The sequence below is a fragment of the Pseudoalteromonas sp. genome, from assembly GCF_018402495.1.
GTDB lineage: Bacteria > Pseudomonadota > Gammaproteobacteria > Enterobacterales > Alteromonadaceae > Pseudoalteromonas.
The window spans coordinates 521,469-546,336 of the sequence record NZ_JAGYIU010000001.1 but is presented as its reverse complement, the minus strand read 5'-3'; the positions used below and the strand labels follow the sequence as shown (position 1 = coordinate 546,336).

General features: G+C 40.7%; 17 protein-coding genes. 12 read left to right on the top strand and 5 right to left on the bottom strand.

What is annotated here, in order from left to right:
• Window position 1 precedes the first annotated feature (1 nt).
• Window positions 2-961 (bottom strand): 23S rRNA pseudouridine(955/2504/2580) synthase RluC, encoded by a 960-nt coding sequence (gene rluC, locus KG708_RS02505; protein ID WP_036982979.1) that lies wholly within the window; start codon window positions 959-961, stop codon window positions 2-4.
• A 770-nt stretch (window positions 962-1,731) separates the two neighbouring features.
• On the opposite strand from rluC, the gene rne reads away from it, so the two are divergent.
• The gene (gene rne, locus KG708_RS02500; RefSeq protein ID WP_213607972.1) at window positions 1,732-5,004 is read left to right on the top strand and encodes a ribonuclease E; all 3,273 of its coding nucleotides are present in this window, start codon (window positions 1,732-1,734) and stop codon (window positions 5,002-5,004) included.
• An 881-nt stretch (window positions 5,005-5,885) separates the two neighbouring features.
• Here the strand turns inward: rne and yejK are convergent.
• The gene (gene yejK / locus KG708_RS02495; RefSeq protein WP_058154455.1) at window positions 5,886-6,902 is read right to left on the bottom strand and encodes a nucleoid-associated protein YejK; all 1,017 of its coding nucleotides are present in this window, start codon (window positions 6,900-6,902) and stop codon (window positions 5,886-5,888) included.
• A gap of 63 nt (window positions 6,903-6,965) precedes the next feature.
• On the opposite strand from yejK, the gene KG708_RS02490 reads away from it, so the two are divergent.
• From KG708_RS02490 to KG708_RS02465, 6 genes are all read left to right on the top strand, one after another.
• Window positions 6,966-7,178: a DUF1414 domain-containing protein gene (locus tag KG708_RS02490; protein WP_008109847.1), complete on the top strand. Its 213-nt coding sequence runs from the start codon at window positions 6,966-6,968 to the stop codon at window positions 7,176-7,178.
• A gap of 5 nt (window positions 7,179-7,183) precedes the next feature.
• On the top strand, window positions 7,184-8,680 hold the full coding sequence (locus KG708_RS02485) for a DUF3413 domain-containing protein (protein ID WP_213607970.1): 1,497 nt from the start codon (window positions 7,184-7,186) through the stop codon (window positions 8,678-8,680).
• A gap of 154 nt (window positions 8,681-8,834) precedes the next feature.
• Window positions 8,835-9,317 (top strand): DUF4124 domain-containing protein, encoded by a 483-nt coding sequence (locus KG708_RS02480; protein ID WP_213607969.1) that lies wholly within the window; start codon window positions 8,835-8,837, stop codon window positions 9,315-9,317.
• A 182-nt stretch (window positions 9,318-9,499) separates the two neighbouring features.
• On the top strand, window positions 9,500-11,218 hold the full coding sequence (gene aceK / locus KG708_RS02475) for a bifunctional isocitrate dehydrogenase kinase/phosphatase (protein WP_213607967.1): 1,719 nt from the start codon (window positions 9,500-9,502) through the stop codon (window positions 11,216-11,218).
• Window positions 11,219-11,234: 16 nt separating this feature from the next.
• On the top strand, window positions 11,235-12,173 hold the full coding sequence (locus KG708_RS02470) for a LysR family transcriptional regulator (protein ID WP_028835763.1): 939 nt from the start codon (window positions 11,235-11,237) through the stop codon (window positions 12,171-12,173).
• 171 nt (window positions 12,174-12,344) lie between these two features.
• Entirely contained in the window at window positions 12,345-12,788 is a 444-nt protein-coding gene (locus KG708_RS02465; RefSeq protein WP_024601388.1) for a PA2169 family four-helix-bundle protein, read from the top strand.
• Window positions 12,789-12,853: 65 nt separating this feature from the next.
• Here the strand turns inward: KG708_RS02465 and KG708_RS02460 are convergent, their stop codons facing one another.
• Genes KG708_RS02460 through KG708_RS02450 form a run of 3 tightly spaced genes read right to left on the bottom strand, consistent with a single transcriptional unit; the run spans window position 12,854 to window position 17,526 of the window.
• Window positions 12,854-15,886: a TonB-dependent receptor gene (locus KG708_RS02460; RefSeq protein WP_213607965.1), complete on the bottom strand. Its 3,033-nt coding sequence runs from the start codon at window positions 15,884-15,886 to the stop codon at window positions 12,854-12,856.
• 9 nt (window positions 15,887-15,895) lie between these two features.
• Entirely contained in the window at window positions 15,896-16,972 is a 1,077-nt protein-coding gene (locus KG708_RS02455) for a FecR domain-containing protein (protein WP_213607964.1), read from the bottom strand.
• The gene (locus KG708_RS02450; protein ID WP_213607962.1) at window positions 16,969-17,526 is read right to left on the bottom strand and encodes a sigma-70 family RNA polymerase sigma factor; all 558 of its coding nucleotides are present in this window, start codon (window positions 17,524-17,526) and stop codon (window positions 16,969-16,971) included. Before KG708_RS02450 ends, KG708_RS02455 begins: the two co-directional genes overlap by 4 nt.
• Before the next feature lie 296 nt (window positions 17,527-17,822).
• On the opposite strand from KG708_RS02450, the gene KG708_RS02445 reads away from it, so the two are divergent.
• From KG708_RS02445 to KG708_RS02425, 5 genes are all read left to right on the top strand, one after another.
• A complete protein-coding gene (locus KG708_RS02445; protein WP_213607960.1) occupies window positions 17,823-18,431 on the top strand; it encodes a PilZ domain-containing protein in 609 nt (202 codons plus the stop codon).
• 114 nt (window positions 18,432-18,545) lie between these two features.
• Window positions 18,546-19,601: an agmatine/peptidylarginine deiminase gene (locus KG708_RS02440; protein WP_213607958.1), complete on the top strand. Its 1,056-nt coding sequence runs from the start codon at window positions 18,546-18,548 to the stop codon at window positions 19,599-19,601.
• Entirely contained in the window at window positions 19,598-20,491 is an 894-nt protein-coding gene (locus tag KG708_RS02435) for a carbon-nitrogen hydrolase (RefSeq protein ID WP_213607957.1), read from the top strand. Before KG708_RS02440 ends, KG708_RS02435 begins: the two co-directional genes overlap by 4 nt.
• Window positions 20,492-20,541: 50 nt before the next feature.
• A complete protein-coding gene (gene mfd / locus KG708_RS02430) occupies window positions 20,542-24,015 on the top strand; it encodes a transcription-repair coupling factor (protein ID WP_213607955.1) in 3,474 nt (1,157 codons plus the stop codon).
• The gene (locus tag KG708_RS02425) at window positions 24,015-24,851 is read left to right on the top strand and encodes a peptidoglycan binding protein CsiV (RefSeq protein ID WP_213607954.1); all 837 of its coding nucleotides are present in this window, start codon (window positions 24,015-24,017) and stop codon (window positions 24,849-24,851) included. The genes mfd and KG708_RS02425 overlap by 1 nt, the downstream gene beginning before the upstream one ends.
• Window positions 24,852-24,868: the final 17 nt, after the last annotated feature.

Genomic DNA, 24,868 nt, shown 5'->3' with positions numbered 1-24,868 from the left:
ATCACGCTTTTGCTGCTCTAAGTTTAACTAAACAACTTGATAGTGCTTTATCAAGCGGTGCTTCTACTCGCATAGTGGTTTCGTTTTTAGGGTGGTAAAAACTTAAATCATGGGCGTGTAAAAATAAGCGGTTTAAACCACGTTTACGCATTGACTCGTCAAACCCTTGATCGCCATATTTGTCATCACAGGCAATAGCATGACCTTGACACTGAGTATGCACACGAATTTGGTGAGTACGACCGGTTACAGGAGATGCTTGTACTAATGAGCAATCGTTAAAACGCTCAAGCACTTTAAAGCGGGTATGCGACGGTTTGCCCTCAGTGTTATCAACACGTACTACGCGCTCACCCGATTTTAGGGTGTTTTTGCGCAAGCCTTCAGTCACATTTTTTGTTTTAGAGTCCCATTGACCCTCAACAAGTGCCCAATAATTTTTTTCCATGGTTTTTTCACGCAATTGCTCATGCAAGGCAGTCAGCACAGAGCGGCGCTTAGCAATGAGTAAACAACCTGATGTATCACGGTCTAAACGATGCACAAGCTCAAGGCTGCGCTCTTCTGGGCGTAAAACACGTAATGCTTCAATAAGGCCATAGCTTAGGCCACTGCCGCCATGCACAGCCATACCCGATGGCTTGTTAATAACCATCAGGTATTTGTCTTCAAATAGAATATCGTCTTCAAGGCGCGTTACTTTATCGAGTTTTGAAGGGACAAACTCTTCACGCTCTGACACTCTGATTGGTGGTATACGAATAACGTCGTCTAGCTGCAATTTATACACAGGCTTAATGCGTTTTTTGTTTACACGCACCTCACCTTTACGAAGAATTTTGTAAACTGCGCTTTTAGGCACCCCTTTTAAATGGGTAATAAGAAAGTTATCAATACGCTGACCTAGGTGGTCTTCGTTGATAGTGACAAAAGTTACTTGTAAGCCGGTTTTTTCTGACATTGCCTAATCACTGATTTAAGTAAAATAATTTAGTTGCTAACACAGTTATAATAGTGGGATAATCAGCAGCGCAAATATTTAGTATTTGCAAATAACAACGGTGCTTTTTAACACATTAAAACATTCGTGATGCACATTCTGGGTAACCGATCATACAGATCCGAGTTAAGTTTTCCAAAGCTTTTATACATACCCAGTTAACACGTGCGCACAACTAACGGCAATGCGCGTAATATATTGCTGCTTAAGTTTGAACATGAATTGATTTTTAAAGTGATAGTAAAAGCAATGAACAGATAATTTGTCTGATAGTGGCGGCGTAAAAAAACGCCGTTCAGAATTCGCTCAAATATTGTAGTACCGTACAGCAGCTTATTTAGAACTAAAAAAATCTAATAAATAAGCGTTCATTAACATCGGTAGCGATTTTTGCTCATAAAAACGATAACGGTAGTTTTAAAAACGAAACTATGGTTTGAAGCTAAAGAGCCCTAAGCACCTAATATGAATGCATTTAATAAGATTGTTATGACAGGCCAACTTCTGGATAAAACGAGTATTGAGCTAAACAGCCGACACGTTTGTATCCCCTTAGAATTTAATAGCGTGATTACACCCTATTGTTTGCCGGCATTTAAAATACTGCTTACTAAATACAGAGCCGTTCCGTTAAAGACCCAGTCGTGAGGCTGCACATTCTAAAAATAGGAACACCTGAACAGGCGAGAAAACATCGTCATGTCAGCGACACAAACTAGTAGAGTAACATTATGAAACGTATGCTAATCAATGCAACGCAGCAAGAAGAAATGCGCGTAGCACTGGTTGACGGCCAGCGCCTATATGATTTAGATATAGAAAGCCCAGGTCACGAACAGAAAAAAGCCAATATTTATAAAGGTAAAATCACACGTATTGAACCATCTTTAGAAGCAGCATTTGTTGATTACGGTGCTGATCGTCATGGTTTCCTTCCTTTAAAAGAAATTGCTCGTACTTACTTCCCACAAGGTTACACCTTCCATGGTCGTCCGAATATTCGCGACGTGATCAAAGAAGGTCAAGAAGTTATTGTACAAGTTGATAAAGAAGAGCGCGGCCAAAAAGGTGCTGCACTGACTACCTTTATCAGCGTGGCAGGTAGTTATTTAGTGCTTATGCCTAACAACCCTCGCGCTGGCGGTATTTCTCGCCGTATTGAGGGTGATGAGCGTACTGAACTTAAAGAGTCGCTAAGCCGCTTAGAACTACCTAAAGGTATGGGCTTAATTGTACGTACCGCAGGTGTTGGTAAGTCGTTTGAAGAACTAAACTACGATTTAAAAGCATTATTAGTCCACTGGGAAGCCATTCAACAAGCGGCAGACAGTGCAAAAGCACCATTTTTAATTCACCAAGAAAGTAACGTGATTTTCCGTGCAATTCGCGATTATTTACGTCGTGACATTGGCGAAATTTTAATTGATAAGCCTCGTGTTTTTGAAGAAGCTAAAGCGCACATAGAGCGTTTTCGTCCTGATTTCATGAGCCGCGTTAAGCTTTATCAAGGTGATACACCTTTATTTACACACTACCAAATTGAAAGCCAAATTGAGTCTGCGTTCCAACGTGAAGTACGCTTACCTTCAGGTGGTTCAATTGTAATTGACCCTACTGAAGCACTGACTTCTATCGATATCAACTCGTCAAAAGCAACAAAAGGCGGCGATATTGAAGAAACAGCGCTTAACACCAACCTAGAAGCGGCAGATGAAATTGCACGTCAACTTCGTTTACGTGATTTAGGTGGCTTAATTGTTATCGACTTTATTGATATGACACCTCCACGTCATCAACGTGAAGTAGAAAACCGCTTAAAAGATGCTGCTCGCCCAGATCGTGCGCGCGTTCAAATTGGTAAAATTTCTCGCTTTGGTTTACTTGAAATGTCGCGCCAACGCCTACGCCCTTCACTCGGTGAAGCAAGCCAAGGTGTTTGTCCACGTTGTAGTGGTCAAGGTACTATTCGTTCTAACGAATCAATCGCATTGTCTATTCTTCGTTTAATTGAAGAAGAAGCGATTAAAGACAACACCGCTCAAGTTAATGCTCAAGTGCCTGTTGCTGTTGCCGCTTATTTATTGAATGAGCAACGTCGTAGCGTTCACCGTATTGAAAAGCATCATAAATGTGATGTAGTGATTATTCCTAATCAACACATGGAAACACCTCACTACGAAGTAATGCGTTTACGTAAAGACGAAACACTTGAAACTGTAAGCTACGAGCAAGTTGTTGCGCCTGAGCCTGAAGCATTTGAAATGTCTAAATCGCCAGCGGCACCTGTTCGTGAAGAGCCGAAGCTTAAAGGCGTCGTTATGCCTTCAACGCCTGCGCCACAAGCAGCAAAAGCTGCACCGGTAGTAGAGGCTAAAGCTGAAATCAGTTTATTTACCGCATTAGGTAAATGGATTAAATCGTTATTTAGGTCTGACACTGAGCAAGAATCAGAAAAACAGACTGAAAAGCAATCGCAAGAGCGCGCAAATAATAACCGTGGCAATGATAATCGTCGTCGTAATAACAACCAACGTCGTCGTAATAACAACCCACGTAATAAACCACGTAACGAACGTACTGCAGACACTGAAACTAAAAATGAGTCAGCGCCTGCAGCTGATACGCAAGACAAGAATGAGAATCGCAATAAGCGCCGTCGTAATTCAAATACGCGTAAACGTCCTGAGCATAAAACTGAAGATAAAACCCAAGTAAAAGTAGAGGAAACTCAAAACGCGGATACTACGGCTAAATCGGGTAAGAGTGCAAATGCTGAGCCAAAAGAGCAAAAGCCTAAGGTACGTCGTCAACGTCGTAATTTACGTAAAAAAGTTCGCGTACAAGACGAAAGCACAGAGCAAGTTCAAACAACTGAGCAAACTGTTGAGCAACCAGTGGTTAAAGAAGACAAGCCACAAGTGAAAGAGCAAGCTCCTGTTGTTGAAAAGCAAGCGCCGGTATCTGATGAAAAAGCACCTGCACCTGCTAAAGAACAAGCTGAGGCTGTTGTTGATGCAAACGATAACGTGGCAACACAAGATGAAGAGCAAGAGCAAACACGTACTCGCTCACGTCGTTCACCGCGTCATCTTCGTGCATCTGGCCAACGTCGTCGTCGCCCTGAAAGTGAAAACGCGCAAGAGAAGTCTGATGAAGCGCCTGCTTTCATTCCAGTTGCGGATCAAGCCGCTGCTGAATACGAAGCAGAGCTAAAAGCAAAAGCACATAAAACGGCCGTTGATGCCTCTGATGCAGTTGAACAAAACATTGTTGAAGAAGAATTAGCGAAAGTTGAAGAGCCTGTAAAAGCTGAAAAACCAGTAAAAGCTGAAGAACCAGTAAAAGCTGAAGAACCAGTAAAAGCTGAAGAACCAGTAAAAGCTGAAGAGCCAGTAAAAACTGAAGAACCAGTGAAAGCTGAAGAACCAGTGAAAGCTGAAGAGCCAGTAAAAACTGAAGAACCAGTGAAAGCTGAAGAACCAGTGAAAGCTGAAGAACCAGTAAAAACTGAAGAACCAGTGAAAGCTGAAGAACCAGTGCAAGCTGAAGAACCAGTGCAAACTGAAGAGCCAGTGAAAACTGAAGAACCAGTGCAAACTGAAGAACCAGTGCAAGCTGAAGAACCAGTGAAAGCTAAAGAACCAGTAAAAGCTGAAGAATCAGTACCGGCTGAAGAAGCTCCTGTTGAAGCTGAAACAGCACCAGTTAGCGCTACTGAAACACCTGTAGAAGCTGAAGGAGCGCCTGTGGTTGAAAGTCAACCTAATACAGTTTCGCAAGCGAGTTCAGCTAATGTAAACGCTAAAACTGTGATTACAACAGGACATGCAAGTGCGCCAATGGCACAGCCTACGGCTGTAGCCGATAGCGAAACCAAGCATATATCGGTTGCAATGGCACATGACAAACGTGAGTTAATCCCTGACAGCGGCCTTCGCCCTGGCTCGGTAAAACCTGCCGGTCGTGCAAGCTCAGCAATGACTAAAACGTTGAGTGCTGACTAAGCACTAAGTTTAGCTCAAAGCATAAAAAAGCCGCGTTAATTAATTTTAACGCGGTTTTTTATTGTCTGGCATTTATGTAACTGGCAACGGGGTTCGGGCTGCGAGGATCGGGTAAGGATTAAAGACTGGATGTTAAAGGTTAAAGGTTAAAGGTTAAAGGTTAAAGGTTAAAACATTCGAAGCTTCGCTTCACACGAGATCAAGCTCTAAGTCTACAAGTTATCTGCTAATACCTGTTTTATCTTCTCATTTACTCCTCATTCTCTTCTCTCAGTGCAATAAGATCTTTAAGAAATGCATTCACAAATTTACGGGCTGCGGGGATCGGGCTTCGAGCCTGTTCCCCAAACCCGTAGCTCGCAATTTGCCGTAAGCATGACAATAAGACTTTAGTGATTTATTTACCACAGAGGATAGGAGAAAACAGAGGAAATGATTAAATACAAATGTTATGAGAATTAAAAATAACAGATTATTGGTTTTTGTTTTGTATTCTCAGTGCAGCGCGCAGCGCCTCGGTGTTCTCTGTGGTTAAAAAATCAAAGACTAGAGGCAGAAAAGTTAGCGGGCTGCGGGGTTAGGGTTACGAGCCTGATCCCGAAACCCGTAGCCCGCAAATTGCCGTAAGCATGACAATAAGATTTTAGTGATTTATTTACCACAGAGGATAGAAGAAAAAAGAGGAAATGATTAAATACAAATGTTATGAAATTAAAAAGTACAGGGTATTGGTTTTGTTTTGTATTCTCGGTGCAGCGCGCAGCGCCTCGGTGTTCTCTGTGATTAAAAAACCAAAGATTAGAGTCAAAAAAGTTAGCGGGCTAAGAGGTGCGGGTTACGAGCCTGATCCCGAAACCCGTAGCTCGCAGCCCGCTGTGAGTTTAATCTTGCTGTTGTTCCATAAAGCGCTGTAGCTGATCTTTTAGGTTTGGCGGAATGCCCTTGATCACTAACGTATCGGTGGCTTCATTATAAGTTACACGCTCGCCTAAATGCTTACGCTCAAAACTGATACTGACTCCACCGCCTAAGCCTGAAAATTTAACCATGCTGGTTACCGTTTTTTTATCAACCGGGAATGACTCTTCTAAGTCATAGCTTTGCTCTTTACAAAAACTTTCAAACGGGTTGTCGTCGCCTTTAGTAAGCGTTGCTGAAAGTTCACTCACATTAGCTTCTTCACCCGTGGTAACACAGTCGTTACAGTAATCGAATACTTGCTTACGTAACTCGTCTTTTTCAGATTTATCAAACTCTTGCTCTGATAAGTAGTCTTCTACCGCATTGAGCATCACTTGACTTTGCTGCTTAGGATCAATGCCCTCTTCACAACCTAAAAAGTCTAAGAAAAAGTCAGCGACTTTACGCCCTGCACGACCTTTAATAAATGAAATATAACGATTGTCGTCTGCCTGGGTATCCCATGCGGTTAAATCAATACGAGCAGCCAATTGCATACGCGAAATATCTAAATGACGCGATGCGGCTAAATCAAGCTCAGAAGTCATTGAGTAATGCTCTTTAATATTGATCATGGCAATCAACATATAATCTGTCGCCACGTACTGATAGTGACAGAATACTAAATAGCCGGTTTCGTTAAAGGCGTATTTATCTAACTCTTCTTTTAACACCGTTGATGCCTGCTCGGTCATATGCCAAAAGCCAAGCTCATTATTGCGATAGCTTTGCATGGTAGAGGCAACAATACTGTTTTTTTCGCCACTAAAAGCACAAAACCCTTTACCTGGCTTGCCATTGTAGGCATGGTGTAATTGCTCAATGAATACAGCCACTTTATCGTTGATAGTCATTTCGTCGTTACGAAGGTGAATTTGAGTGTCGTCGTCTTTTTTGTCTACATAGTGTACGACTAATTTTTTAACATCTATTGCCATCTTTGTTTTTCACGCCTCTGGTGTTAAAATACGGGAATATAACTCTTTTTATTGAACCAACTGATGCCAATCTTATCAAAATACTCTAATGAAGAAGTAGAACAAATCGTCGATCAGCTTATTGATGTTTTATCAAAACACAATGCGCCGGTTGATTTAAGTCTTATGTGTTTAGGAAATTCTATCACGCATATCTTAAAAGAGCATGTACCAACAGGGAAAAGACAAGCCGTTACCGAGAACTTTGCAAAAGCACTCGCGCAGTCGGTTAAGTAAACTCTATGAATTTATCGCAGCACAACCAGTTTTCATCGAAAGCGAGTCAATTATTAAGTTGGGGTCATTGGTTTACATTTGCCAATATTGGCTTAGCGCTTTTAATTAGCTTAAGCTATTTATTTGCCGATTCGCCACCTACCACATTTATGGGTATAACCTATATGATGGTTACTTGGCTAAGCCACACTAGCTTTATTGCATTTTTAGCATTTGTGCTGACGGTTTTCCCTTTGAGTTTAGTATTCCCCTACCCACGGCATATACGTGGTATGGCAGCAGTGATTGCAACTGTCGGGGCCTCTATCCTTACTTTAGACGCTTACGTCTACTTTAACTTAGGTTATCACTTAAATGCCTCTGCACTGCCTGAAATTATTTCACTGTTGTGGCATCGTGTAACAAACTCACCCGCACTTACTACCTTGCTAGCAGGCAGCATAGTGTTAGCAATATTAGCGTTTCAATTGACTGTTAGTAATTTTACTTGGCATCATTTAGGGCGTTTAAAACAGTTTAAATTTGCCCGTTATGCTGGTTCATTTTTAGTGATTTGTTTTGCGCTAAGCCACAGCATTCATATTTGGGCTGATGCAAATTTAAAATTTGATATCACTAAACAAGATAATGTACTACCACTTTCGTACCCGACTACGGCAAAAAGCTTACTCGCTAAAAACGATTTGCTGGATATTGAAAGCTACGAGCAAGCGCACAACGTTAAAATTAATAACCAAGGTATTAATTATCAAGCACCTGCTCCATTAGAAAAATGTGAAGATTACAGCGCAGCAAAAGTTGATATATTGGTGTTTGATAATGACGAGCAGCTAGCAAAATTTGTTGCCAGCCAACAAAGTATTTATAAAAACACGCAATTTTTACAACCCACCGATCATAGTGATATGTTATTTGGGCTTGTGTACGGCTTGCCAGCATTTTACAAAACGAACATTATTGATCAGCAAACTTTACCCGTTTGGCAAAGCCAACGCCGTAGTGTGGAAGTGGCCGGTATTGATGAGCTGAGCTTTATTAACGAGCAAGCACACAAAGACAGTGCAATAAGAATTGTCAAAGGGGCTGAAAACGCCACTGTACGTGATGACGCTACTGAATTTTTTGCTTTTAGTATCTCGCAAAATAGCAATGAAATTGTAACCACGTCAACATTGTACAGCTCTGATAAATTTATTTCTAAGGTGAACGGTTTAATTCAGCCTAGCGATATTATCGCTACAAGCCTTGGCCAATACTTAAACTGTAATGCGCTTGCGCAGCAAACTATGCTGGGCGAAAACTTGTACAGTAAAAGTAATAATATTGGGGTTAATTACTCGCAAGGCGTGGTGATTGCTTACAAAAAAGATAGAATCACGCTTATTGATCGTGATGGAAATTTTAGAAATATCTCTGCCGCTGAAGGGTTTTCAATTGAACAAGGGCTTGATATTCCATTTTTAGTCCATGGAATCAAAAAGCTTAAAACATTCAGCCAATAGCTAGTTTAAAGCGGGCTATCGGTAATAGCTCGCTTTAAAACGCAGTGTTTATTAATTTCTTATTGTTTATTCAACTTGCTATCCTCCCTGCCTAGGTTATAGTTTTTATCATCAAAAATTTTAACCCGAACAGCGCAAATTAAGGATAATCGCTATGTGTAAAGTTATTAATGTGATCGTTACTGTCTGTCTTTTTAACTTTAGTCCTTATGCTGCAGCGCAAGCAACCTACTACAAGTGCGTTACTCCTAAAGGTACTACTTTTTCTCAGTTTCCCTGCAGTGATAATGCCACCGCACACATAATAAAAACCACTGAGCCTAAGCAAACGGGTAAAAAAATAAATTACAGTAAACAGTTAAACGCACTTGAGCGAGAGGCTATTATTTCTAACTTAGAGGCAGAGCTGCGCAGTAATCAGCAAAAGTTAGCCATTCTTGCACGGGAGAAAGACCGAGCGGATTTTAAACAACAACAACGCTTAAACCGTATATTAAGTGAGGATGATAAAAAGCGTATTAATAAAGACATTAAAAATACACAAAAAGAGCTAGATAAACAATATAAAAAAGATAAAGCATTGATTGAAAAGCGAATTAAAACATTACAAAAAGAGATTGAAACCTACCAGCCTTAATCAGGCTAACTTCAATAAATATCATCTTAATTAGCTTGGTTTTAAATATAAAATAACATACCCTTAACAACATTGTAGAGTATAAGCTCTATTGGGTGTTTAGTGATCATTTCCTTTGTCCACCTTTTTCGGATTTAATACTAATATCCTAAACACCTAAAGGCGTCTATTAAGGAGTACTGATGCAACCACGCCAAATTGCTGAATTAATTTTAAAGGGCTTTAAAAAGCACTATTTGCTGTTTCAAAGAACAACAGCCAAGGCGCCTTATGCTTTTGCTAAAAGAGACTGGCAAGCAATTAATGATATTAGCCGCCTGCGTATCAGTTATTACGATGACCGCGTAAACGAAACCACAAAAACCTTGCGAGAACGCCAGCAAACAGACGAACTAAACGAAAACTTATGGCTTGAAGTTAAAAAAATATACCAACATTTTTTATGTTTTCATCCACAAGCTGAGCTTGCTGAGACATTTTATAATTCAGTTTTTTGCCGCCTATACCATCGCCGCTATTTTCATAATGACTTTATTTTTGTAGAAGCGACTTTAAAAGACGCTCCTTCGGTGCCTGTTGAAGCGCAGTACCGTAGTTACTTTCCCGTTGTAGATGGCTTAAAGCCCACCATTAAACGCATTATTAATCACTTTGATTTTAAAGCCGATTTTTTCAACCTTGAGCGCGATATTCGTTTATTAGTTAAAGCATTTTACAAACAAGCTCCCGATACACACCACCAGCATTGGCAAATGCGTTTTGATATATTACATACCCCGTTTTATCGTAATAAAGCCGCTTATATTGTCGGGCGTGTGGTATCGCAAAGTGGCGTTCAGCCTTTTATAATCGCTGTGTTACATCATGAAGATAAAGGTCTCTATTTAGATGCTTTACTGACAAAGTCGTCGCAAATGCGCGTTATTTTTGGCTTTGCGCGTGCGTACTTTATGGTAGAAACCCATGCACCCTCTGCACTAGTACGTTTTTTAAATCAACTTATGCCTAATAAAACCTTGGCGGAGCTTTACAACGCGATTGGCTTTCATAAACAAGGGAAAACCGAGTTTTATCGCGAGTTTTTAAATCATTTAACCCATTCTAATGACGAATTTACCATTGCTCCGGGTACACCGGGTATGGTGATGATGGTCTTTACTCTGCCCTCATTTGGTTATGTATTTAAAGTTATCAAAGACAAATTTGGCGAAAGTAAGCCGTTTGGTCGCGATACAGTATTAAAACGCTACCAACTGGTTAAAAGTCATGATCGTGTTGGCCGAATGGCCGATACCATAGAGTATTCAAACGTCGTATTTCCTTTAGCACGATTTGATAGTAACTTGTTAGCACAGTTGCATAAAACCATTGGTTCATCAATGGTGATTGAGGGTGACTGGTTAATCATAAAACATTTATACATTGAACGGCGAATGACACCGCTTAATTTGTTTTTAGAACATGCAGACGAAAAAAGTGCCGCTGATGCCATTGAAGAATATGGTCAGGCGCTTAAAGAAATGATTGCCGTGAATATTTTCCCTGGCGATATGCTGTTAAAGAACTTTGGAGTAAGTAAGCACAAACGTATTATTTTTTATGATTACGATGAAGTGCAATATTTAACCGACATGAACTTTAGAGCACTACCCAAAGCAAAAAGTTATGATGACTATTTAATGGACGAACAAAGTTACTCAGTTGCCCCGCAAGACGTATTTCCAGAGCAATTATGTACCTTTGTAATGCCTAATCCAACATATAAACAATTTTTAACCAGTACACATCCTGAGTTGCTTGATGTAAATTTTTGGAAACAAGCGCAACAAAATATAAAAAATGGAAAGGTGAGTCATATTTATCCTTATCCTACAGCACAGCGTTTTATCCATTACTGGTAAACGTTAAGGACACACAATGAATATAAGTAAAATAGATTTAAATTTACTGGTTTATCTTGATACGTTATTACGCGAATGTAACGTTACTCGTGCCGCAAACCAGCTTAGTATTACTCAACCGGCAATGAGTAATGGACTTAAACGCCTACGTAACCTTTTTAACGATCCTATTTTAGTGCGCACCAGCGATGGCATGGTACCAACTGAGCGCGCTATAGAGTTACAGCCTGTAATTCGCGGTATTTTAATGACGCTAGAAGAAACACTCGCGCCTAACCGCGAATTTGAAGCAAAACAAAGTAAACGGGTGTTTAGAATTATGGCCAGTGACTATGCAGCTAGTACTATGGCACCACGCTTACTAGGTAAGTTGCATGAAGAAGCCCCTGACACCACCTTAGATATTTTAACTCCCAGCGATGTAACCTTTCATGATGTAGAAAACGGTAAAGTAGACATGGCAATTAACCGCTTTGAGAACTTACCGCAATCGTTTCATCATAAGCGAATTTGGAAAGATAGCTTTTGCTGTTTAGTAAGATCCGACAACCCTATTATTGAAAACTTTAGCCTAGATAGCTATTTAAAAGCCCGTCATATTTGGGTAAGTAAAACAGGCTTTGGTGTTGGGGTTGGCATGGATCCAAAAGATGTGCAAAAGCTGGGTTGGGTTGACGAAGCGCTCGCACATTTTGGGAAGCATCGAAATATTGCCACCTTTACTCGTAACTACCATGTTGCTATTCATTTAGCGAAAGAAAAAAACCTCGTGGCGACTTTACCCTCAAAAGCGGCCAATATTTATGTAGACGATCCGGGGCTTAAAATACTTGAGCCACCCTTTCCTATTCCACCATTTGAACTTGATATGATATGGAGCCCTTTGTTACACAGAGATGCTAGCCATATTTGGTTACGTCAAAAAGTAGCCGAAGTAGCTGAAGAGCTTAAATAACCTTCTTACATGCTTTTATGTAAATTTTGCTTGCTAGCAGCATGTTAGCAAGCTTGCCTAGACCCCTCACAATAATAAAGCCATGAAAAACAATTAGTTAAAAAATAAAACCGCGTTGGAATGCCGTTTGCTTAGTTATCTATGTATTTTAAATTAACAGAGGTCATTATTATGAGCACCCATCAAGGACAAGAGATAAATCATATCACCGACATTATCCAAGTAATGAATAGCGGTATCGACTTTTACGAAAAAGCACAAGATAAAGTACAAGATCCTAGCGTAAGTGCATTATTTCAGCGCATGATCGACGCCCGCAAAGTAAGTGTTGAAAGCTTACAACCCTATGCAATTAATCAACAAGGTGCACGTGAAGATGGCTCTTCGTTCGCGGTAGAAGCACGCAGAGCATTTACCGCTTTACTTAGTACATTTACTAGCGATAACGACCAAACCTACATTAAAGAGCTTGAAGAAGTAGAAGATAAAACCTTAGAAGAAATCAAAACAGCGTTAAAAAAGCCTCAATCACATGATTGTGAAGCGGCGCTGTCAAAGGTATTGCTTACCATGCAAAGCTGTCATGCTGAAATGAGTAAAATGCAAAAACATTAAGTTTAAAAACTATAAAAGGGCCTTACGGCCCTTTGGTTGTTAAATAACAATAGGAGAGTTATTAATTAAAAGCGGTATTCTGCACCTACGTAATAGTAAGCACCGTTAAACCCAAATGGCGCTGAACGACGAGAGTACTTAAATACCCCATCACTGCTGACAATGGTATTACCTTGAGCATCTACAATAGTACCTGAACGTGAATTACCTATGGTGTTTTCATCTGGATAAACATCAAATAAGTTATTTGCGCCAATATTTACCGATAAATTATCAGTTACAAAGTAATTAACTTTAATGTCAGTTAAAATTTCAGCACCGTAAGTCTGGCGGCCGCCATCTTCAACTGTATACTCACCAAAGCGATTAAGTGATAAATTAACAGTCCAATCGTCACGGCGATAAAGCGCACTTAAGTTAATGCGATCTTCTGGTTGCCATTCTTCAATGATAGAAATTTCTTGATCAGAAAACACATCATCGACTGGCACGGTTTCAAGACCAGAACCTGCAGGTGTAAATAACGACACGACATCAGTTTCGGTAAAGTTGGCTGCTAATGTAAAATCAAGCGTGCCGCCTAGGCCTTCTGTATTCCATGTAGCTACAAAGTCGATACCTTGCGTTTCTGTGTCAGCCCCATTTAAGAAAAACTGTCCTGCACCGGCACCCGAGCTTAGTAACGCGGCATCAAGACTGTTTGATAAACCTTTGCCTAAGCGATTACTAATTACAATACGGTCATCAATATCGATTGAGTAGTAATCAAGCGTTACATTAATATTATCGCTTACATTATAAACAATACCTAAACTGCGGTTTTGCGATTTCTCTTCTGTTAACTTAGGAATACCTAAACTTTGCGCCAGGGTTGAATCGTTTCTAAACGTGCCAACTTCTTCAGCCACTAAATTGCCATTAGGGCCAACAACAAACTGCGTGCTGATGTTGTTAAAGTACAACTGCTGCATTGAAGGCGCTCTAAATCCTGAGCTTAATGCACCACGAAGTGAAATATCTTCGGTTAGTGACCAGTTACCCGCGAGTTTAAAGTTAACTGTATCGCCAAATCCTTTGTAATTATCGTAACGTAACGCCCCTGAGATAATCACATCCTCAATAACGTAAGCTTCAGCGTCTAAATAAAACGAGATCACATCGCGCGACTCATCAACCGACGATGCTGGCGATGAACCACCAAAGCCTTGTGTGCCACCTGATGCATTTTCGCTACCAATACCACCGCTCAGTCCATCATAAATATTAACACCATTATTGGTATCGTAATCGCGGTATGCGTATTCGCTGCCCTCTAAAATACGGTACTCATCGGTGCGTATTTCTGCGCCCATTGCTAATGAGTAATCATCAAAATTTTGAGTAAAATCAAGATTAATCGTTTGCAGTGATAACTCCATACCATACGCGTAACCTTCACGTGGAATAGTGGCGCGAATATCTGCAGCGCTTAAGCCTTGGTCGTAACGTAAGAAGTTGGCATAAGAGGCATTAATCGTATCGCTAGTGGTGTAATCAATGCTGTTTTCACCATAGGTGTACGATAAGTCTAAGCTTGAGTCGTTATCAAACTGCGTTTTATAACCAAAGTTATATGAAATATCGTCAATTGTAGTGTTTATTTTTGGTAAAAAGCCAGCCGGAACTGTCGCATCACCATCTTGTAATACTGGGTTACCACCTGCATTGGCATTATGACGGAAAAATGCTGCTGATTCGTTATCACGCGTTGAATAGGTAATAAAACCGTATAGTTCACCCGCTCCTAATTCGTAGCCGGTGTTAACGGTTAAACCAAATTGTTGAGAGTCGGCATCGCCAATTCTAAATGTATCGCGTGGCGCGGTTAGTTCACGCGGGTCGCCTGCCAGTAACGTGCCGTCACTGAGCTCAGTACAACCATAAAATTGACATGAACCATGAAGCCCTGCACGGTTAGTTGGTGCGCGGTCACGGTAGTTTATAGTCGTATTTAAATAACCATTGTCACCTAAAGCAAAGCCTTTATTAAAGTCGATGTTAACAGTTTCGCCATCACCTTCTGAGTACTTACCGTAGTTAATAGCGGCTTTACCACCTTCGCTGCCATCTTTGAGTACAATATTTATAACACCGGCAATTGCATCAGAACCATATTGAGCCGCAGCGCCATCACGCAGTACTTCAATACGTTTAATTGCTGAGGCTGGAATAGCGTTCATATCGGTACCCGCCGTACCACGCCCCACCGAAGTATTAATATGAATAATACTGGCTTGGTGACGACGCTTACCATTGATCAATACCAACGTTTGATCTGGCCCTAGGCCACGTAGCGTTGCTGGTCTTAATGCGTCAGTACCATCACTAATAGATGAACTTGAAAAGTTAAAAGAAGGTGCGATAGCTTGAAGCATGCGGCCAACTTCTGTTTGGCCGGTATTTTCGAGTGCTTCTGCACTTAAAATATCAACGGGGACAGGTAAGTCTTCAACTGAGCGCCCTGCCACACGACTACCTACAATAGCAATTTTTTCGATGTTTTGTTCTGCGCTTTGTTCAGCGGCATTGATTCCTTGTGAACTAACTGCAAGTAAAGCAGGTAATACAGCTGCACTAACTCCTGAAAGCTTCATCATGTTGTTATCTTTCCTATTGATTTGTTTGAGTTTAATACTCAGTAAACCATTTTGATCAACAACCGCATCGAGCTGTGTCTCAGCCAGTAATGCTTTTAGTGCATCAAGTTGAGAATAAAATCCATACAACGAATTTGCTTCGTATTGCTTGGCAAGTTCATACGAAAAAACCACAGTTTGTTCTGTTTGCTTAGCAAATTCTATTAAGGCTTTGTCTGCTCGTTGCGCTTTTATATCAAATTGCATCATTTGCCCCTCGGTTTGACTTGCATACACACTGATACTTAAAAACAGCGGTGCAACAAGGCCAAATTGAGTTAAATGGCACGTATGGTTACTGCGCAACTTATATAAACAGTTAGCAAACAAAAATCCTCTATAGTTTTTTATCATTTTTTTAATCTTTAAATTACTTTTTACACCCTTATGAGCAACATTGATTAACAATGGTGTGATTTTCATTACGATTACCTATGATTTTTTTTGATATTTTAGGCTAACAACATGCTCGCCTAAACGTTCATGTTCAATCGAAAAATTATTTTGTAAGCTCTCTAACAGCCCTGCCACGTCACCCGCTTTAAAAACACCGGCCACTTTTATACGGGCTAACTCATCAGATGATAGTTCAAACCGCGTGGCGGTATAACGGCTAACTTCGTTTAAGGCATCAGCCAGTTGCTCGCCATTAAATATCAACATGCCATTTTGCCAAGCTAAGTCACGCTGCACATCATCAACCGATAACTGTGTGATTGGTTTGGTAACGCTTTGTTCAATAATGGCTTTTTCACCGGAAATCACAATATTGGCATTAATTTGACGAATTTCATGATTGTTATTATCAGCTTGTTGATACGCTTTAAAATCGTCAGCATTAACAGCAACGCTAGGATCGGTGATCATCACTTTACCCTCAGTAACAACCAGCTCGAGATCTGACGAGCTATTGCGCTGCACATTAAATACGGTACCGAGAGCGGTAAAGCTTTTATCACCCGCCATCACACTGAATGGGCGTGATGCATCTTTAGCTACATTAAAACGCCCCTCGCCACGACTTAGTAACAATTGCCTACGGCCTTGGCTATAAGCGACTTCCAATGAACTATTGGTATTAAGTTGGACAATTGTGCCATCCGGTAAAACATAGGTTGCTTGCTCGCCAACTTTTGTTTTATAAATTTTTGTATAATTTACCTTGGCTAAATTTTTGTTGAAATTGCTATCTATATTTAGCAATAAATAGCTGCACATCATTAATGCAGCAACAATACTTGCTGCCATACCAAATACATACGCAGGCTTTGTTTTGCTGTGAGCCGGTTGTTTATTTGGAAATAATACGCTGAGTTCATTAAGCACACTCAGGTCATCCCAAAGCTGAGCTAATTCATACACTGCATTTTGATGAGCTGTGCTTTGTAGCATCCACAGTTTAAATTGCTCTTGCTCTGCTTTTGTTAAGCCACGGTCAATAGCACTGATCCATTGCGATGCTTTTTCTAATATTAATTCTTTTGAGGTAAATTGATGGATGTTATTCATTTTGCTGCCCTCACTTTAGGCGCACTTTGTTGGCAATGCTCACTTTCATCTTGCACCTGTTCGCGCATATATAGCATGGTATTTAGCAATCCTTTGGCGATATGTTTTTCTACCGTACTTTGACTTAACTGCATTTGCTGTGCGATCTCTTTTTGGCTCATTCCATAGACTTTTTTTAAAATAAAGCACTTTCTTACAACAGGACTTAATTGCTCAGTAGCTCGGCAAAATAATAGGAAGCGCTCTTTAGAGGTGTATTCGTCTTCTAATTGCATCGATTTAAGCAATTTGGGGAGTTCGGTTTCGTGGTTTAAAGGGGTACTGAATTTATTATCCCATTTAGCTACATGATTAAGTGCTAAGTGTTTAGCTGTTTTTAACATGTAGCTGCGGGTATATTGAATATCTTGTTTTAGGTCAGCTTCATAACTTTTAACAAAGGTTTCTTGAACAATATCATCAACATCGTCTTGGGACACGATTTTAGACACAAAGCGCCGTAGCTGAGTAGATATCTCTGAAAATGTACTGGCAAGTTTAAGTCCTTGAGCCACGTGGGTAATCCCTTGTTATTATTATTACCGTAAGATTACGAGTTTTAGGGTTAATTACAAGGTATTTTGTTAATTATTGGTTATTTATTGGTTGCCAACCTACATGCTGTAATATAAAGGGTATACCTTTCAAAATTTTTGATCACTATGCCTGTTTTGCAAATGAGCGCAATATTATGTGGTTTAGCTTTTTATAATCAAAACAAACATGTATTTAGCTTACTTTTATTAGCTTGTTGTGTAGTAATTTAATACTCGCAAGGCTACTATTAACGGATGGTGGTTAGGAGTTACATATGAATAATCAAAAATTAGCAGATTTTGAGCTTTATTTTCAAATTGATGAAAGTAATCGCGTCAATCTGTTTGCCGTAGATGATTCGGCTGTGCCAAAAAGCTTAGCTGAACTTGAGGCTGATATTCCACCTTTATTTAAACTTGCTAACGAAGTAAGCAGTTTAGAGCAAAGCGCCTTAGGCCCTTTGCGTAATTTAGGTGATATTGCCCAAGAACTAACTACTTTTTTACAAGCTCAGTCGCGCAAAATAGATTTGATCATGAGTCATATTTTAGCCTCTGAACAACCAGAAGATAACTCTATCTATTGCGACAGTTACGGCGGTGGCGGCATTAAGTTTACCAGTGAACATTTGTATACATTAGGGCAAACGTTTCGTACTAAACTTTTTTTACAACACGAGGCCTCTGCGGTGTATTGTTATAGCGAAGTGGTTGCCATTGAAAAACAAGATAATGAGCACTACCAATATACCCTGTTATTTGTATCAATAAGAGACAGCGACCAAGAGCTAGTTGTAAGGGCCAGCTTACATGCGCAAACTCGCCAGCTTAAAAAGCGCCAACAACTTGAAAAAGCCAAAGAGAGTACAAACGATAAAAGCTAGCGTTTATTTACTTCTCAAATCGCTCTAAAATTGTGAGCCAAACGCTCATTTAGAAGTGACTTAGCAGTAATTGAACTGCTAAACTAGCCCCATCTTTATTTGTATTAAAAATCCATGAACTTTAGACTTTTACCTGAATGGGCCAAGCAAGACGCTGTTATGCTTACATGGCCTCACAAAGACACAGATTGGGCTGATAATTTAGCCCGTGTAGAACCTGTATATGTTGAGCTTGCTAAGCATATAACAACGCAGCAAAAGCTTGTTATTGTGGCGCATAATAGTGCCTTAAAAAGGCATATTACAGCATTGCTAAATAGCGCTAACATCTCTTTGAATCGTGTTCATTTTGTAGTAACGCCTACCAACGATACGTGGGCGCGCGATCATGGCCCGCTTACTTGCGGCGCTATTGACTCACCCGAGCAACTAAAAGTATATGATTTTACTTTCAATGGTTGGGGCAATAAATTTGAAAGCGCATTAGATAATCAAATTAATCGTACTTTGGTAAAAGAGTTAAGTAGCAAAAACAACCACTATCAAGCGCTCGATATGGTACTTGAAGGTGGCGGTATTGAAATAAACGAGCATGGTGTGTTGCTAACAACCAGCGAATGTTTGCTTAATAAAAACCGTAACCCAGATTTAAACCCAAGTGACATAGAAGCGCTTTTAAAAGAGCACTTGGGCGCAACAGATTTTTTATGGGTTGATCATGGCTATCTAGCGGGTGATGACACCGACAGCCACATTGATACCTTAGTGCGCTTTGCTCCAAATAATACCCTTGTATATGTGCAATGCGATGATAAAAATGATGAGCACTTCAGCGCGCTTGATGCAATGCAAAAACAACTAAAAAGCTTTAAAACTGCCGATCACACCCCATATAAGCTAATTGAATTACCGTGGCCAAAAGCCGTGTACGATGATGAAAACACGCGCTTACCCGCCACCTATGCAAATTATTTAATTATTAATAATGCAGTATTAGTGCCTACTTATAACGATGTAAACGACCAACGCGCGTTGGCACAGGTTCAAAAAGCATACCCAGATCACACAATTATTGGGGTAAATTGTTTACCTATTATTGAGCAATTTGGCAGTCTTCACTGCATTACAATGCAATTACCTCGTGGATTTTTAGCTGGAGCAGCACAATGACAAGACCTGCACATTTATCAGTTGCCTTAGTGCAACAAAGCAACAGCGACAACGCTGAACACAATATTGAAAAATCAATTGCTGGCATCCGCGATGCAGCCAGTCAAGGTGCACAACTTGTTGTGTTACAAGAATTACACCGTAGTTTATACTTTTGCCAAACTGAAGATGTCGATGTCTTTGATTTAGCCGAAACAATACCTGGGCCGAGTAGCAACACATTAGGTGAACTTGCTAAAGAGCTTGGTATTGTGATTGTCGCGTCTTTATTTGAAAAGCGTGCTACAGGCCTTTACCACAATACCGCAGTGGTGCTCGAAAAAGACGGCAGTATTGCCGGTAAATACCGTAAAATGCATATACCGGATGACCCAGGCTTTTATGAAAAGTTTTACTTTACTCCTGGCGACTTAGGCTTTAAGCCTATTCAAACCTCAGTGGGCAAACTTGGCGTACTGGTGTGTTGGGATCAGTGGTTTCCTGAAGCGGCGCGTTTAATGGCAATGGCAGGTGCCGAACTATTAATTTACCCAACGGCCATAGGCTGGGATCCACGCGATGATAAAGACGAGCAAACCCGTCAAAAAGATGCTTGGGTTATTAGCCAACGTGCCCATGCGGTAGCCAATGGCGTCCCTGTGATTAGCTGTAATCGGGTGGGCCATGAGCATGACCCGAGTGGACAAAGTGACGGCATTCAATTTTGGGGCAACTCGTTTATTGCAGGCCCTCAAGGCGAAATGTTAGCTGAGGCCGATAACCAAAATGAACAAATTTTAATGGTTGAACTTGATCAAAAACGCAGCGAGAACGTAAGACGTATCTGGCCGTATTTACGCGACCGCAGAATTGATCATTATCAAGATTTAACAAAAATCTATCGCGACTAAATAATAGTATGGCTCTTAGCTGCTAAGAGCCTAATTTAATGGAGTAATTAATGGCGTTTGAGCAATGGGCAGCCTTGCCTTGGGTAAAATCTCAGAAAGATAAAATTCAATGGGGCGAGCTTTTAGGCAGTGGCTTAAGCATTGCCATTGCACAAGGTGTAAAACAACAAGATAACCTAGTGTTAATAGTTACGCCAGATACACCAAGTGCTTTGCGCCTTGAAACCGAATTAGAGTATTTGCTTCCGGATAACCCGGTAATGATATTTCCGGATTGGGAGACATTGCCTTATGATCATTTCTCTCCCCATCAAGATATTATTTCCGCGCGCTTAGCAACGCTTAATACCCTGAAAAACGAGCAACAAAGCGTGCTCATTATGCCTGTATCAACGCTGATGCTGCGCACAGCCCCTGCTTCGTTTATATACGGTTCAACGCTTAATTTTAAAGTGGGCGATAGATTAGACACCCACGCTTTGCGTGAAAACTTAGAGCAAGCGGGTTACATGCACGTACAACAAGTAATGGAGCACGGCGAATACGCAATACGTGGCTCTATTGTTGATTTATACCCGATGGGCAGTAAACACCCATTTAGGCTCGATTTTTTTGATGACGAGCTTGATACCATTCGCTTATTTGATGTGGAAACACAACGCTCAGACGAAAAAGTTGAAAAAATTGAGTTACTTCCTGCCCATGAATTCCCCACTAACGACACGGATATTGAACGCTTTAGAATAAACTATCGTGAAAAGTTTGGCGCAAGCGCAGAGCAAGACTCTGTCTACATGCAAGTTAGTAAAGGTAACTGGCCTGGAGGTATTGAATACTACATGCCATTATTTTTTGATGGCTTGGCGACTATTTTTGACTATTTGCCTGAATCAACGACCGTGATGCAATTAGGCGATTTAGAACATGCGGCGGATAATTTTTGGCACGATGTTAATGTACGCTATGAAAACCGCCGTGTGGATCCCTTACGCCCACTTTTACCGCCGGATGAGTTGTATCAGCCAATCAATGAGCTATTTTCAAACCTGGGCAATTATGGCCGTATTCGTTTATCACAAGCAAAATTAGGTACTAAAGCGGGCAATAAAAACCTTGCCGTGAATGAATTACCTAATGTCCGCATTGATCATAAACAACATGAACCCTACAACGCATTCATTAGCTATGTGGCAGAACAAAAAAAGAAAAAAGGCCGAGTTATCATTAGCGTTGAGTCGGATGGTCGACGTGAATCATTACTGAGTATATTAAAACCCAGCGGCTTAAAATTTAAAGAATTTGATACTTTTGAGCAATTTACCAACAGCAGTAGTGACGTTGGTTTAATTGTAAGCCCACTTGAACAAAGTGTTGTGCTTAGCACAAAACCTAGCCTGAGCATTATTACTGAGCAAGAATTGCTTGGAATTAAAGTATCACAACGCAGACGCCGTAAGCACAAGTATGAAGCAAGCCAAGATGCGCTAATTCGTAACTTAGCCGAGTTAAAAGAAGGCCAACCGGTTGTGCACCTTGACCATGGTGTTGGCCGTTATCAAGGGCTGCAAACAATTGATGCCGCTGGTGTGGTGACTGAATTTGTAACCATTATTTATGCCGGTGAAGCAAAGCTCTATGTGCCAGTGTCTGCGCTGCATATGCTTAGCCGTTACTCTGGCGGTGAAGAAGCCAGTGCCCCACTGCATAAGCTCGGCTCTGATGCGTGGGATAAGGCAAAAAAACGTGCCGCTGAAAAAGTACGCGATGTTGCTGCTGAATTGCTCGATATTTACGCTCAGCGCCAAGCAAAGCCGGGTAATAAATTTACGCTTGATGGCCAAGCTTATCGTCAATTTAGTGATAGCTTCCCGTTTGAAGAAACGGATGATCAACGTAACGCTATAGAAGCGGTACTTGGTGATATGCAATCAAAACAAGCCATGGATCGCTTAGTGTGTGGCGATGTAGGTTTTGGTAAAACCGAAGTAGCAATGCGTGCTGCGTTTGTTGCGGTTAACGATAATAAGCAAGTTGCTATTTTAGTGCCCACCACTTTACTTGCTCAACAACACTACGATAACTTTAAAGACCGCTTTGCTGATTTTCCGATTGAAGTGGGCGTATTGTCTCGTTTTAACTCAACTAAAGAACAAAAAGAAACCCTTGAAAAAATGAGTAATGGCAAGCTTGATGTAGTTATTGGCACCCACAAACTAATTCAACAAGACATCAACTTTAAAGACTTAGGCCTGTTAATTGTTGATGAAGAACATCGATTTGGGGTGCGCCAAAAAGAAAAAATTAAAGCCCTGAGAGCAGATGTTGACATACTCACCCTTACCGCTACGCCTATCCCCCGTACTTTAAATATGGCCATGAGTGGTATGCGCGATTTATCTATTATTGCTACCCCACCGGCTAAACGCTTAGCCGTTAAAACTTTTGTGCGCCAACGCGACGAAGAGCTTATTCGCGAAGCGGTTTTACGTGAAATTAAACGCGGCGGCCAAGTGTACTTTTTACATAACAATGTAGAGACGATTGAACGTGTTGCTCAAGAAATTAGCGAATGGGTGCCTGAGGCAACAGTTACCTCAGCCCACGGACAAATGCGAGAGCAAGAGCTTGAGCAGATCATGACCGATTTTTATCATCAAAAATACAATGTACTGGTATGTACTACGATTATTGAAACCGGCATTGATGTGCCCACAGCAAATACCATTATTATGGACAGAGCTGATAAACTCGGTCTTGCTCAGCTGCATCAATTACGCGGACGTGTTGGTAGAAGCCATCACCAAGCCTATGCTTATTTACTCACAGGTAACCCTAAAGCACTCTCTAAAGATGCGAAAAAGCGTTTGGATGCCATTGCCTCATTAGAAGATTTAGGCGCAGGCTTTGCATTAGCAACCCACGATTTAGAAATTCGTGGTGCCGGTGAGCTCTTAGGGGACGATCAATCTGGGCAAATGCAAACCATTGGCTTTAATTTATACATGGAAATGCTTGAGCAAGCCGTTAATGCACTTAAAAACGGTCAAGAGCCAACCCTTGAAAACCTATTGCAAAAGCAAACTGAGGTGGACTTAAAACTACCGGCGTTGCTACCTGATGATTATATTCATGATGTTAACGCGCGCTTAGGTATGTACAAGCGTGTAGCAAGTTGTGCTAACCTTGCTGATATTGATGAGCTGCAGGTAGAGTTGATAGACCGCTTTGGTTTATTACCTGATGCAGCTAAAAACCTATTTAGTTTACAACAACTAAAAATGCAGGCGAGCAATTTGGGCATAACCAAAATAGAGGCAAACCCTAAAGGAGGCTACTTTGAGTTTAGTCAAAATACCAAGGTTAACCCTAGCTTCATTATTGGTTTGATACAAAGTGCGCCACACATTTATAAAATGGATGGCGCAAATAAATTACGCTTTGCCATTAGCGAGGCGAATGCCCGTGAACGCTTAAAAATGATCACTGCTATGATTGCAGATTTCGAAAAAAAGGTTAGCCATTAATGTTGCTGAAAAGATCGCTGGTTATTTTATGCTGCTTATTTAGCAGCACTGCATTTGCAGAGCGCTGGTTTGAAGTAGAGGTGTTAATATTTAAACAGCGCCCTGCTCCTTACTTACAAGAAGACTTTAGCTTAAAGCATGACGCCATTGAAGATAAAAACACCTTAAATTTATTGGCATCTGCTTATAAAAACCAAGCAATGGACGCGTGTATAAACGGCGATCCACGCTTTCAAACACGCACTTTTGCTGATACTTTGGTTAATTCAAACCCGCAGTCTGCAGCGTGTAACGACAGCATAGATTATGTAAAAAGTTACGATGTGCTGCCAGTAACCCCTCAAGCACCAGTACAAGAGACGATGGAGCAAACTTACCTGCTCGCTCCTGAGCAACTGCAGTTTGAACAACAACGCCAAGCTTTAAACCGCAAAGGACTCACCCCTTTATTACATACCGGCTGGCGGTTTGAAGGAGCAAGTAAATCACGCTCACCTAGTATGCACTTATTTGCAGGCAACCAATTAAAAAACAATATGAACACCGCTTTTAATTACGCCAACTCCGACTTTATTAGCTTACTTGATACCCCTGAGCCACTGTTTAATGAAGCCCAGTCTCCGACCATGAAATGGGAGTTAGATGGCTTATTGAAAATACATTTACGTCATTATTTATATATTAATGCAAACTTTGATATCACTGAAAAACAAGATAATGGTGAGCTAGAATCTGCGCGCTTTTCACAATTTAGACGCGTTTTCAGCGAAGATATTCATTATTTTGATCATCCACGTATGGGAATGATAGTGCAAATTCGAAAATTTAACCATTAACAGTATTTAAGGAAAAA

Excerpts from the sequence above, each read along its gene's own strand:
- mfd (WP_213607955.1), top strand. The coding sequence starts at position 20,542 with ATGGCGTTTGAGCAATGGGCAGCCTTGCCTTGGGTAAAATCTCAGAAA.
- rluC (WP_036982979.1), bottom strand. The coding sequence starts at position 961 with ATGTCAGAAAAAACCGGCTTACAAGTAACTTTTGTCACTATCAACGAA.
- KG708_RS02490 (WP_008109847.1), top strand. The coding sequence starts at position 6,966 with ATGCCAATCTTATCAAAATACTCTAATGAAGAAGTAGAACAAATCGTC.
- rne (WP_213607972.1), top strand. The coding sequence starts at position 1,732 with ATGAAACGTATGCTAATCAATGCAACGCAGCAAGAAGAAATGCGCGTA.
- KG708_RS02425 (WP_213607954.1), top strand. The coding sequence starts at position 24,015 with ATGTTGCTGAAAAGATCGCTGGTTATTTTATGCTGCTTATTTAGCAGC.
- KG708_RS02455 (WP_213607964.1), bottom strand. The coding sequence starts at position 16,972 with ATGAATAACATCCATCAATTTACCTCAAAAGAATTAATATTAGAAAAA.
- KG708_RS02480 (WP_213607969.1), top strand. The coding sequence starts at position 8,835 with ATGTGTAAAGTTATTAATGTGATCGTTACTGTCTGTCTTTTTAACTTT.
- KG708_RS02440 (WP_213607958.1), top strand. The coding sequence starts at position 18,546 with ATGAACTTTAGACTTTTACCTGAATGGGCCAAGCAAGACGCTGTTATG.
- aceK (WP_213607967.1), top strand. The coding sequence starts at position 9,500 with ATGCAACCACGCCAAATTGCTGAATTAATTTTAAAGGGCTTTAAAAAG.
- KG708_RS02485 (WP_213607970.1), top strand. The coding sequence starts at position 7,184 with ATGAATTTATCGCAGCACAACCAGTTTTCATCGAAAGCGAGTCAATTA.
- KG708_RS02445 (WP_213607960.1), top strand. The coding sequence starts at position 17,823 with ATGAATAATCAAAAATTAGCAGATTTTGAGCTTTATTTTCAAATTGAT.
- KG708_RS02435 (WP_213607957.1), top strand. The coding sequence starts at position 19,598 with ATGACAAGACCTGCACATTTATCAGTTGCCTTAGTGCAACAAAGCAAC.
- KG708_RS02465 (WP_024601388.1), top strand. The coding sequence starts at position 12,345 with ATGAGCACCCATCAAGGACAAGAGATAAATCATATCACCGACATTATC.
- yejK (WP_058154455.1), bottom strand. The coding sequence starts at position 6,902 with ATGGCAATAGATGTTAAAAAATTAGTCGTACACTATGTAGACAAAAAA.
- KG708_RS02470 (WP_028835763.1), top strand. The coding sequence starts at position 11,235 with ATGAATATAAGTAAAATAGATTTAAATTTACTGGTTTATCTTGATACG.
- KG708_RS02460 (WP_213607965.1), bottom strand. The coding sequence starts at position 15,886 with ATGAAAATCACACCATTGTTAATCAATGTTGCTCATAAGGGTGTAAAA.